At 62.4% G+C, this 12,274-nt stretch carries 7 protein-coding genes; 3 read left to right on the forward strand and 4 right to left on the reverse strand.

Going from position 1 to position 12,274, the window contains the following annotated elements:
- A complete protein-coding gene (gene purL, locus AC3WLP_RS15450) occupies nt 1-3,900 on the reverse strand; it encodes a phosphoribosylformylglycinamidine synthase (protein WP_012051367.1) in 3,900 nt (1,299 codons plus the stop codon).
- A 337-nt stretch (nt 3,901-4,237) separates the two neighbouring features.
- Between purL and mltF the strand changes: the two genes are divergently transcribed.
- A complete protein-coding gene (gene mltF, locus AC3WLP_RS15455; RefSeq protein ID WP_012051366.1) occupies nt 4,238-5,695 on the forward strand; it encodes a membrane-bound lytic murein transglycosylase MltF in 1,458 nt (485 codons plus the stop codon).
- A gap of 91 nt (nt 5,696-5,786) precedes the next feature.
- On the opposite strand, the gene tadA is transcribed toward mltF, so the two are convergent.
- The gene (tadA, locus tag AC3WLP_RS15460) at nt 5,787-6,266 is read right to left on the reverse strand and encodes a tRNA adenosine(34) deaminase TadA (protein ID WP_012051365.1); all 480 of its coding nucleotides are present in this window, start codon (nt 6,264-6,266) and stop codon (nt 5,787-5,789) included.
- On the reverse strand, nt 6,266-7,645 hold the full coding sequence (locus tag AC3WLP_RS15465) for a multicopper oxidase family protein (protein WP_014755491.1): 1,380 nt from the start codon (nt 7,643-7,645) through the stop codon (nt 6,266-6,268). Before AC3WLP_RS15465 ends, tadA begins: the two co-directional genes overlap by 1 nt.
- A gap of 340 nt (nt 7,646-7,985) precedes the next feature.
- Between AC3WLP_RS15465 and AC3WLP_RS15470 the strand changes: the two genes are divergently transcribed.
- Both AC3WLP_RS15470 and tri1 read left to right on the forward strand, forming a co-directional pair.
- Nucleotides 7,986-9,461 (forward strand): DUF6861 domain-containing protein, encoded by a 1,476-nt coding sequence (locus AC3WLP_RS15470; protein WP_012051363.1) that lies wholly within the window; start codon nt 7,986-7,988, stop codon nt 9,459-9,461.
- Entirely contained in the window at nt 9,458-10,525 is a 1,068-nt protein-coding gene (gene tri1 / locus AC3WLP_RS15475; protein ID WP_088512959.1) for an ADP-ribosylarginine hydrolase Tri1, read from the forward strand. Before AC3WLP_RS15470 ends, tri1 begins: the two co-directional genes overlap by 4 nt.
- A 124-nt stretch (nt 10,526-10,649) precedes the next feature.
- On the opposite strand, the gene guaA is transcribed toward tri1, so the two are convergent.
- On the reverse strand, nt 10,650-12,227 hold the full coding sequence (guaA, locus tag AC3WLP_RS15480) for a glutamine-hydrolyzing GMP synthase (RefSeq protein ID WP_003255024.1): 1,578 nt from the start codon (nt 12,225-12,227) through the stop codon (nt 10,650-10,652).
- Nucleotides 12,228-12,274: the final 47 nt, after the last annotated feature.

The following is a 12,274-nucleotide window of genomic DNA, read 5'->3' on the forward strand; positions in this document are numbered from 1 at the left end:
TTAGTTCACCCACACCCGCGCGTTGCGGAACATACGCATCAGCGCGGCATCTTCCTGCCACTCGTCCGGGCGCCAGGAGTTCTGCACAGCGCGGAACACACGCTCCGGGTGCGGCATCATGATGGTCACGCGGCCGTCGCGGCTGGTCAGGCCAGTGATGCCACGTGGCGAGCCGTTCGGGTTGGCCGGGTAAGCTTCGGTGACCTTGCCGTGGTTGTCGACGTAGCGCAGGGCCACGCAACCGGACACATCGGCTTCCAGCAATGCTTCTTCGCTGGCGAACTCGGCATGGCCTTCGCCGTGGGCAATGGCGATCGGCATGCGCGAACCGGCCATGCCCTGCAGGAAGATCGAGTTGGACTTCTGCACTTCGACCATGGCCACGCGGGCCTCGAATTGCTCCGAGCGGTTGCGCACGAAGTGCGGCCAGTACTCGGTGCCCGGGATCAGCTCGTGCAGGTTGGACATCATCTGGCAACCGTTGCACACGCCCAGGGCGAAGCTGTCGGTACGCTCGAAGAAGGCCTGGAAGGCGTCACGGGCACGGGCGTTGAACAGCGCCGACTTGGCCCAGCCTTCGCCAGCGCCCAGCACGTCACCGTACGAGAAGCCGCCACAGGCGACCAGGCCCTTGAAGGCTTCGAAGTCGACACGGCCAGCGAGAATATCGCTCATGTGCACGTCGATGGCGGCGAAGCCGGCGCGGTCGAAGGCAGCAGCCATCTCGACCTGGCCGTTGACACCCTGCTCGCGCAGGATGGCCACTTGCGGGCGCACGCCTTTCTTGATGTAAGGCGCCGCGATGTCGTCGTTGACGTCGAAGCCCAGCTTCACCGACAGACCCGGGTTGTCTTCCTCGAGCAGCAGGTCGAACTCCTGGTCAGCGCAGTCGGCGTTGTCGCGCAGGCGCTGGATCTGGTAGCTGGTTTCAGCCCACTGGCGCTGCAGCATGCGACGGTCATCGTCGAACAGCACTTCGCCGTTCAGGCTGATGGTCACTTCAGCGTTGTTGACTGGCTTGCCGATCACCGCGACGCACTCTTCACCCAGGCCAGCAGCGCTGAACTGAGCCAGCACGTCCGGGGTAGCGTCCTGGCGAACCTGGATCACCGCACCCAGCTCCTCATTGAAGAGGATGGCCGGCACTTCGCCCTTGCTGTCGGTCAGCGGGTCGAGTTGCAGGTCGAGGCCGCAGTGGCCGGCGAAGGCCATTTCCAGCACGGTGGTAACCAGGCCGCCGTCGGAACGGTCGTGGTAGGCCAGCAGGTGGCCGTCGGCGTTCAGGCCCTGGATCACGGCGAAGAAGGCCTTGAGGTCTTCGGCGTCGTCGACGTCCGGTGCCTGCGCAGCGATCTTGCCGTAGGTCTGGGCCAGGATCGAGGCGCCCATGCGGTTCTTGCCGCGGCCCAGGTCGATCAGGATCAGGTCGGTCTCGCCCTTGTCCATGCGCAGTTGCGGGGTCAGGGTCTTGCGGATGTCGGTGACCGGGGCGAAGCCGGTGATGATCAGCGACATCGGCGAGGTGACGCTCTTCTCGACGCCCTCGTCGCTCCACTTGGTCTTCATCGACATCGAGTCTTTGCCGACCGGAATGGTGATGCCCAGCTCCGGGCACAGCTCCATGCCGACAGCCTTCACGGTGTCGTACAGGCGTGCGTCTTCACCTGGGTGACCAGCCGCGGACATCCAGTTGGCCGACAGTTTGATGTCGGACAGCTTTTCGATGCGCGAAGCCGCCAGGTTGGTCAGGGTTTCGCCGATGGCCATGCGGCCGGACGCCGGGGCATCCAGCAGCGCCAGCGGCGTACGCTCGCCCATGGCCATGGCTTCACCGGTGTAGACGTCGAAGCTGGTGGCGGTAACGGCGCAGTCAGCCACCGGAACCTGCCACGGGCCGACCATCTGGTCACGGGCAACCAGGCCGGTGATGGTGCGGTCGCCAATGGTGATCAGGAAGCTCTTGCTGGCCACGGCCGGGTGGTTCAGCACGCGCTGGACGGCGCTGTCCAGGTCCAGTTCGCTCGGGTCGAAGTCATCGCCCAGCTCGGCTTCGCGGGTAACCGAACGGTGCATGCGCGGCGGCTTGCCCAGCAGCACGTCCAGCGGCATGTCCACCGGGGTGTTGCCGAAGTGGCTGTCGCTGACGGTCAGGTGCGGTTCTTCAGTGGCTTCACCCACCACGGCAAACGGGCAACGTTCGCGCTCGCAGATGGCCTTGAAACGCTCGAAGTCGACCGCGCTGACGGCCAGCACGTAACGCTCTTGCGATTCGTTGCTCCAGATTTCGTGCGGGGCCATGCCCGGCTCGTCGTTGGGCACGTTGCGCAGCTCGAAGCGGCCACCGCGGCCACCGTCGTTGACCAGCTCAGGGAAGGCATTGGAAATACCGCCAGCGCCCACGTCGTGGATGAAGGCGATCGGGTTGTTGTCGCCCAGCTGCCAGCAACGGTCGATGACCTCCTGGCAACGGCGCTCCATTTCCGGGTTTTCGCGCTGTACCGAAGCGAAATCCAGGTCAGCCGAGCTGGCACCGGTAGCCACCGACGAAGCAGCGCCGCCGCCCAGGCCGATCAGCATGGCCGGGCCACCGAGCACGATCAGCTTGGCGCCGACAGTGATTTCGCCCTTCTGCACGTGGTCTTCACGGATGTTGCCCATACCGCCGGCGAGCATGATCGGCTTGTGGTAGCCGCGCACTTCTTCACCGTGCGGGGTGTTGATGGCTTGCTCGAAGGTACGGAAGTAACCGGTCAGGGCCGGGCGGCCGAATTCGTTGTTGAACGCAGCGCCGCCAAGAGGGCCTTCGATCATGATGTCGAGGGCGTCGACGATACGCTCGGGCTTGCCATAGGCCTGCTCCCACGGCTGCTCGAAGCCCGGAATGCGCAGGTTGGACACGGTGAAGCCGGTCAGGCCGGCCTTGGGCTTGGCGCCACGGCCGGTCGCACCTTCGTCGCGGATTTCGCCACCGGAGCCGGTGGAGGCGCCGGAGAACGGGGCGATGGCGGTCGGGTGGTTGTGCGTTTCCACCTTCATCAGGATGTGCACCGGCTCCTGCACCGCGCCGTACTGGCGGGTTTCAGGGTTCGGGAAGAAGCGGCCGGCAACGTTGCCGACGATCACCGAGGCGTTGTCCTTGTACGCCGACAGCACACCTTCGTTGTGCATCTGGTAGGTGTTCTTGATCATGCCGAACAGGCTTTTTTCCTGGGCCTGGCCGTCGATATCCCAACTGGCGTTGAAGATCTTGTGGCGGCAGTGCTCGGAGTTGGCCTGGGCGAACATCATCAGTTCGATGTCGTTCGGGTTGCGCTTGAGGCCTTGGAAGGCATTGACCAGGTAGTCGATCTCGTCTTCGGCCAGGGCCAGGCCCAGGTCGATGTTGGCCTTGGCCAGGGCGTCACGGCCGCCGGCCAGGATGTCGACCGAGGTCATTGGCTTGGGCTGGGCGTGGCTGAACAGGTCAGCGGCCTGCTCCAGCTGGCTGAGCACACGCTGGGTCATGCGGTCGTGCAGTTCGGCGGCGATCAGGGCGGCGTCAGCGTCGCTCAGGGTGCCGGCCACGTAGTAGGCGATGCCGCGCTCCAGGCGCTGGATCGACTGCAGGCCGCAGTTGTGGGCGATGTCGCTGGCCTTGCTGGCCCATGGCGAAATGGTGCCCAGGCGCGGTACCACCAGGAACAGACGACCCGTCGGCTCCTGTACCGGCACGCTCGGGCCGTACTTGAGCAGACGGCCCAGCACCTGCTGCTGGTCGGCGGTCAGCTCGCCGTCAACATCGGCGAAGTGGGCAAATTCGGCATACAAACCAGTAACAGCGGGGACTTTCTGGCTCAGTTGCTCGAGTAATTTACCGTGGCGAAAGGCAGAAAGGGCAGGAGCGCCGCGCAGGATCAACATCGTCGGGACAGCCTCAGGAAGGGGTGTGCTTAGAGGCCGTGCATTCTAGCCTAATTCGATGGCTTTCGGCACCTGCTCTAAGCCACGCCTGCCAGGCGGCGGAACCGGACTTCGGGGTCAGTTTTCAGCGGTGTCCGGCTTGAGACGAGATCGAGCGCCGCCGGGTGTCCGGTTCAACACATTCAGCGCCTGTGAGATCGCCCAGGCGCTGAATGTCTCAAACCGGGCACCTGGTAGCCCTCATGCAATCCCCCTCCCCAACCACACAACCCGCTACCAGACAAGCTAACCGTTGTCGAGATATGGTTGGGCCAGTCCTTTGCGTATACTGCAACCTATGTTCGCCCACACTGCTTTGCGCCAGCGTTGCGCCAAATGGCTTCTCGCAACCGGACTCTTTCTGCTGCTAGGTGCCTGCGTTGAAAAACCCAGCACCCTCGAGCGCGTGAAGGAGGATGGCGTGCTGCGCGTGATCACACGCAACAGCCCGGCAACCTACTTCCAGGACCGTAACGGCGAAACCGGCTTCGAGTACGAACTGGTCCAGCATTTCGCCGACGATCTCGGCGTAAAGCTGCAGATCGAGACCGCCGACAACCTGGACGAGCTGTACGACGCCCTCGGCAAACCTTCCGGCCCGGTACTTGCTGCCGCTGGCCTGGTTAGCAGTGAGCGGCGCAAAACCCAGGTGAAATACTCCCATCCCTACCTGGAGGTGACCCCGCAGGTCATCTACCGCAACGGCCGCGCGCGCCCCACCGGCGCCAAGGGTTTGGTCGGCAAGAAGATCATGGTGCTCAAGGGCAGCAGCCATGCTGACCAGTTGGCCGAGCTGAAAAAGCAGTACCCTGCCTTGCAATATGAGGAATCCGACGCCGTCGAAGTGGTCGACCTGCTGCGCATGGTGGACGAAGGTCAGATCGACTTGACCCTGGTGGACTCCAACGAACTGGCGATGAACCAGGTGTATTTCCCCAACGTGCGGGTCGCCTTCGATTTGGGCGACACCCGCGACCAGCGCTGGGCAGTGGCAGCCGGCGAAGACAACAGCCTGCTCAACGAAATCAACGAATTTCTCGACAAGGCACAGAAAAACGGCACCCTTCAACGCTTGAAGGACCGCTACTACGGCCATGTCGACGTGCTTGGCTATGTCGGCGCCTACACCTTCGCCCAGCACCTGCAACAGCGCCTGCCCAAGTACGAGAAGCACTTCAAGAGCTACGCCAAGGTCGAGCAGGTCGACTGGCGCCTGCTGGCCGCCATCGGCTACCAGGAATCGATGTGGCAGCCGGAAGTCACCTCCAAGACTGGCGTGCGCGGCCTGATGATGCTGACCCAGCGCACCGCCCAGGCCATGGGTGTGTCCAACCGCCTGGACCCGAGGCAGAGCATCCAGGGCGGCGCCAAGTACTTCATGAAGATCAAGGAAGAGCTTGACGACAGCATTCAGGAACCGGATCGCACCTGGTTTGCCCTGGCGGCCTACAACGTCGGCAGCGGCCACCTGGAAGACGCCCGTACCCTGGCCAAGCGCGAGAAGCTCAACCCGAACAAGTGGCTGGACGTGAAGAAAATGCTGCCGCGGCTGGCTCAGAAGCAGTGGTACCGGCAGACCAAGTACGGCTATGCCCGTGGGGGCGAACCGGTGCATTTCGTGGCCAACATCCGTCGTTACTACGACATCCTCACCTGGGTGACCCAGCCGCAGCTCGAAGGCCAGGTGGCCGAGGGTAACCTGCATGTGCCTGGGGTCAACAAGGACAAGCCAGCGGACAAGTCGTCGCCGATGTAAGCCAGTAGGCCTCTTCGCGGGCAAACCCACGCCTACAAGATTTGCGCAGAACCTGTAGGAGTGGGCTTGCCCGCGAAGAGGCCGGTGCTGCTCAAGCCTTGGCCCGGCGGGCCTTGAAGAAGTCGCTGAGGATCTGCCCGCACTCTTGCGCCAGCACCCCGCCCTCCACCATCACCCGATGGTTGAGAAAGCCTTGGCCAAAGAACTGCCCCTGGCTCTGCACGATCCCCGCCTTGGGCTCCAGCGCGCCAAACACCACGCGCATCACCCGCGAATGCACGATCAGCCCCGCACACATGCTGCACGGTTCCAGGGTCACATACAGGGTGCTGCCGGGTAGCCGGTAGTTGCTGGCCGACCTGGCTGCCGCCCTGATCGCCACCATCTCGGCATGCGCGCTGGGGTCGCTGTCGATGATCGGCCGATTGAAACCCTGGCCGATCACCTGCCCATGCTGTACCAGCACCGCCCCCACCGGCACCTCGCCCAGTGCCGCGCCTTCGGCGGCCAAGGCCAGCGCCAGGCGCATGAACTCCTGATCGCGACTGCGATCGATGATCTGCGGGCGCATCAGACCACCGCAATCGCGGCCATCAGGCCGGTTTCCATGTGGTCGATGACGTGGCAGTGAAACATCCAGGTCCCAGGGTTATCCGCCACCAGTGCTACCTGGGCGCGCTCGTTCTTGCCCAACAAGTAGGTGTCGGTGAACCACGGCTCCTTGATGTCGTGACGGTTGGAGGCGATCACCTTGAAGCTCATGCCATGCAAGTGGATCGGGTGCTGGTACTGGGTCATGTTCTTAAGCTCGAAGATGTAGCTCTTGCCCTTCTGCAACGTGGCGATGGGGCGGTCGGCGCAGGTCTTGTCGGTAATATCCCAGGCCTGGCCGTTGATCTGCCACATGCTCGACGGCTTGGCCGGATCAGGGGTGACAGAGACGCTGGCCGCCCACTCGAAATTGAAGTTCAGCTTTTCGGCATTCTCCAGGTCCGGCTCGGCGATCGGATTGGGCGGCAGCGCGGGCGGCCAGTCACTCGGCGCGTCGTTGTTGGCCACCGAACGCAGGGTGCCCAGGCGCACGAAACCGTCGCGCAGGGAAATTTCCTCACCCGCCTCAGGAATGCGGATGGCCAGGCAGATACGCATGCCAGGGCCTAGCCAGTATTCGTCCAGCGCACGCGGGGTCACCGGGTTGCCGTCGAGGGCATAGATTCTCGCCTCGCAGTTGCCCTTGAGGTTGAGGCGGTAGGTCCAGGTATTGTCCAGGTTCAGCACGCGCACCCGCACCACCTGGCCGGCCGGCAGCTCGGTGATCGAGTCGGCCTGGCCGTTGATGGTGATCAACCGCCCGGCAGTGCCGTTGCGCGCAGCCTCGCGCGGAATGCTGAAAGGCAGCCATGCGCCCTGCTCGTCCACATGCCAGTTCTTCAGGCTCAGCGTACGCTCATGCTGGAACCCGGTGGGTTCACGTTCCTCGACGATCAGCGGCCCGACCAGACCGCGGCCTAGCTCCTCAGAGCTGCTGACGTGCGGGTGGTACCAGTAACTGCCGGCGTCCGGCACGCGGAATTTGTAATCGAAGTACTCACCCGGCTTGACCGGCAACTGCGACACATAGGGTACGCCGTCCATTTCCAGCGGCAGGCGAATGCCGTGCCAATGGATAGTGGTTTCGACCGGCAGATGGTTGATAAAGCGTACCCGCAGCCAAGTGCCCTGGCGCACGCGCAGCTCGGTGCCCGGGGCCGATGGGCCGAAGGCCCAGGCCTCGGTCTTGAAGCCCGGCACCAGCTCGACGTCCAGGGGTGCTGCGATCAGCTCATAATCGTGCCCTGCGCTGTCGTCTTCGACCTTGCCCAGCCAGTAACGCGCCGCGCCCCCGGCGCCCAGGCCAACCACAACCAGGCCGGTCAGGCCCTTGAGCATTTGTCGACGGGTGAAGGACATCGGTGCGGGTACCTCGTGTTCTGCGCAATCAGTCTGCCAGCAAGGCGCTGACGATGAGGGGCGAATACGATACACCTGCAAATGGGAAATATTAAGTGAAGTATCCAAGCATCGTCCGCTTTAGCCACGGCATTGGCTGGACGGCAGGCGTAGCGGAACCAATCGACAGCGCCGACATCAAATTGACACCATTGCCAGAGGCACCTCAGATGAGAAAATGCCTCGCAATGCAACCATCAGCTTATTTGGCAGTTGGCTTGACTGCCAGGGCGGTGCATGGGAATGAATCGCCTTCAGCCAGCACACTCACCGGGCCTTCTCTATAGGAATGCAATGGTAAATGGACTTATCAGCTTACGTCCCTAGCTGGGACGACATCGAACGCAACCTGGACCAGAAGTTCAGCGCCCTGAATCAGAGCGTCAGCAGCGGGTTGCGCAGTGCCCATGACAGCTGGGACGGCTTCACCCGCCGTGTAAGCGATGGCGCCAGCCAGGCCTATGGCGCTGTAGGCGGGCACCGGATCGACAACGTCCGGCAGGCGATGGCGCTGTCCTATCCCATGATGCAGTCAAATCTGTCCCGCAAATGGGCATCCATCAACATCGACCAGATTTTGCCCGTGCTGCTCAAGCTCGTGCAGGAAGTGGTGATGATTCTCGGCGGCAGCGTCGCGCTAGGCGGCGCTATAGGCGGCGCGGTAGGTTCTCTTGCCTTTGGCGTGGGCGCGGCACCTGGGGTGGTCGCAGGCAGCGGTATCGGCCTGCAGGTCGGTAACCTGATCCTGATGGCATTGGGCCTGGCCGCCATCGCGGAGTATTTCTATCAAGGGCTTCCCGCCTGCCTGGCCTCGATGCAAGAGGGGCTTGCAACCGCGTGGACTGCCGAAGACGGCCTGAAACCCTCGGGTCTCGACCCTTCGGGCGGCTCGGCCGCGCTGGTTCAAGAACGTACCGAACAAGCTGCAAGGCAACTGGCACGCGGACAAGAGCAACTCGTGATGCTTTTGCTGATGGCGATCGTGACCTACCTGACCCGCGGGCAGATGAAAGCCGGCGTGATGAGCAGCATGGAAAGCATCGCCAGCCGCAGCGCCAAGCTTCAGGCCGAGATTTCCAACAAGCAGTTGGCCAACTGGCTGGCAAAAAACCAGAACAGGCTGCTGATCGAACCTGAGCTGCAGATGAAAACCGCAACGCCGCTTAAGAAAGCGGAGCCAGAGCTGCCCCCAGCGACGCAAGCCACGGAAAAAACCGTTGCAGCGGCGCCGAAGAAGCTCATGAGCCTGCGCGATGCAGTGGGCAAGGACATGGCAGAGCGATGGATTGCCGAAGGCCGCGCTCGGGCAGACATACGGGCCCCGGAGCTTTCGAGACTGCTCAGCGACGATCAAATAGGCGCACTTTACGGCTACTCTACCAACGATGTGTACAAGGCGTATAACCAAGCATTGCGCGAAGGCACTGCTACGCCTGGTATCAAGGCCTTTGCCGAGCATGCAACCGAAGGCCTGGCACGCTTGCCTCGCTACTTAGGCGCTGAAACCTATCGTGGAACGGATCTTCCGCAGCATGTGCTCAATCGGATGCAAATGGGTGCAGTAGAGACCGACATGGCATTCTTCAGCTCATCCGCTACAACACCGTTTTCGGGCAATACCCAGATGGTCGTACGCGGCGTATCCGGCAAGGACATCAGTTTCCTCACGCAAATTCCCGAAGCGGAGGTACTGTACCCGCCAGGTACCTCTTTCAGAGTACTGAATCGGATTGAACAAGGCCCCACGACTCGTCTCTTATTAGAAGAAGTACTATGATCGACCTGCACAGCTCCACCCTCGCCGTTACCGAATATGCCTACCGGTACAACTACTTGCTGCCAGCGCCCACCCCACGCGAATCCGCAAGCCGTGGCTACGTACACCCGCAATGGCAAAATTCGCGCGCCTGCACACTCACCCCCGATCAATCGCTCGACAGAGCCAAGGGGGCATTGCTGGGGTTGGCCATTGGCGATGCCGTAGGCACCACGCTGGAGTTCTTGCCCCGTGATGCCAAGCATGTCGATGACATGGTCGGCGGCGGGCCGTTCAGGCTCAAGCCAGGTGAGTGGACCGATGATACGAGCATGGCGCTTTGCCTGGCGGACTCGTACCTGGCGTGCATGCGATTTGACCATGCCGATTATCTTGAGCGTCTGTGCAGGTGGTACAAGCAAGGGGAAAACAGCGCTAACGGTGTCTGCTTCGACATCGGCAATGCAACCCGCCTTGCCTTGGAAGGATGGCTACGGCAAGGCTTGGACTGGTCAGGCAACACAGACCCGAACACGGCCGGTAATGGCTCGATCATCCGACTCGCCCCGACCGCCATATTCAGGCGCCACATGCTACCGTCCACCTGGCGCGAAGCTCAAAGTCAGAGTCGGACCACCCACCGGGCGCCCGAAGCACTAAGTTGTTGCGAACTGCTGGGTGCGCAGCTGCACCTCGCCCTGAACGGCGCGGACAAGGATGAAATGTGCCGCCCTATGGTCCGCCCGCTGCAAGCCCGCGCCACCATCATCAACGCTGGCGAATACAAGGAAAAAAGCCGCGATCAGATCCGCTCTTCAGGGTATGTCATCGACACCTTGGAAGCTGCACTGTGGGCGGTGTGGAATACCGACAACTTCAGGGACGCAGTGCTTCTGGCCGCAAACCTGGCAGACGATGCCGACAGTGTGGCAGCCGTGGCGGGGCAACTAGCCGGGGCGTTGTACGGGGTATCCGGTATGCCCGTGCAATGGGTAAAGACAGTGGCGTGGTCAGAACACATACAGGACCTCGCCCAAGCGCTGCACGACCAGGCGCCTGAAAGCGACCCGTTCTACTCGCTGTGATATTGCACGCAGCGGGGCAGATGAACGTGAGGAGCCGATAGACCTCAGAATGACAAAGGCCCGCGATTACGCGGGCCTTTGTGTGTTACAGGTCATCTGACACTGGCTATTGCCATGTGCCGGCTTATTCCCACTCGATGGTCGCCGGCGGCTTGCTCGACACATCGTAGGTAACGCGCGAGATACCGTCGATTTCATTGATGATACGACCGCTGACAGTTTCCAGCAGCTCGTACGGCAGGTGTGCCCAACGCGCGGTCATGAAGTCCACGGTCTCGACGGCACGCAGGGCCACAACCCAGGCGTAGCGACGGCCGTCGCCGACGACGCCGACCGACTTGACCGGCTGGAACACCACGAATGCCTGGCTGGTCTTGTGGTACCAGTCGGCCTTGCGCAGCTCTTCGATGAAGATGTGGTCGGCGCGACGCAGGATGTCGGCGTATTCCTTCTTCACTTCACCGAGGATACGCACGCCCAGGCCCGGGCCCGGGAACGGGTGGCGGTAGACCATGTCGTATGGCAGGCCCAGCTCCAGGCCGATCTTGCGCACTTCGTCCTTGAACAGTTCACGCAGCGGCTCGACCAGCTTGAGGTTCATCTCCTCCGGCAGGCCACCAACGTTGTGGTGCGACTTGATCACGTGAGCCTTGCCGCTCTTGGCGCCAGCCGACTCGATCACGTCCGGGTAGATGGTGCCCTGGGCGAGGAACTGGATGTTCTCCAGCTTGCTGGCTTCGGCATCGAACACGTCGATGAAGGTGCGGCCGATGATCTTGCGCTTCTTCTCAGGGTCGGCTTCGCCGGCCAGGTTGTCCAGGAACTGCTTTTCAGCGTCGGCGCGGATCACCTTGACGCCCATGTTCTCTTTGAACATGGCCATCACCTGGTCACCTTCGTGCAGGCGCAGCAGGCCGTTGTCGACGAATACGCAGGTCAGCTGGTCGCCGATGGCGCGGTGCAGCAGCGCGGCAACCACCGAGCTGTCAACGCCGCCGGACAGGCCCAGCAGGACGTTGGCCGAACCGACTTGCGCACGCACCTGGGCGATGGCGTCTTCGACGATGTTGGACGCCGTCCACAGGGCTTCACAGCCGCAGATGTCCTGCACGAAGCGGGACAGGATGCGACCCCCTTGCTTGGTGTGGGTCACTTCAGGGTGGAACTGCACGCCGTAGTAGCCGCGGACGTCGTCGTACATGCCAGCGATCGGGCAGCTTGGGGTGCTGGCCAGAATGTTGAAGTTGCCAGGCATCTGGGTGACCTTGTCACCGTGGCTCATCCACACGTCCAGGCCCAGCACGCCGTCGTCGTCAACGTGGTCTTCGATGCCGTCGAGCAGGCGGCTCTTGCCGACAACGTCCACGCGGGCATAACCGAACTCACGCAGGTCGGAACCTTCTACCTTGCCGCCCATCTGCTCGGCCATGGTCTGCATGCCGTAGCAAATACCCAGCACAGGCACATTCAGGTCAAACACGGCTTGCGGAGCGCGCGGGCTGTTGGCTTCGTGGACCGACTCGGGGCCGCCGGCAAGGATGATGCCGCGCGGGTTGAATTCGCGGATCGCTTCATCGTCCATGTCGAACGGGTGCAGTTCGCAGTACACGCCGATTTCGCGCACGCGGCGGGCGATCAGCTGGGTGTACTGGGAACCGAAATCGAGGATCAGGATGCGGTGAGCGTGAATGTCGAGGGCCATGACTCAATCTCGTCAGTGGAAATCGGAAACGACGCGGGGCTGTCATG

It is taken from the genome of Pseudomonas sp. FW305-E2 (genome assembly GCF_058782925.1).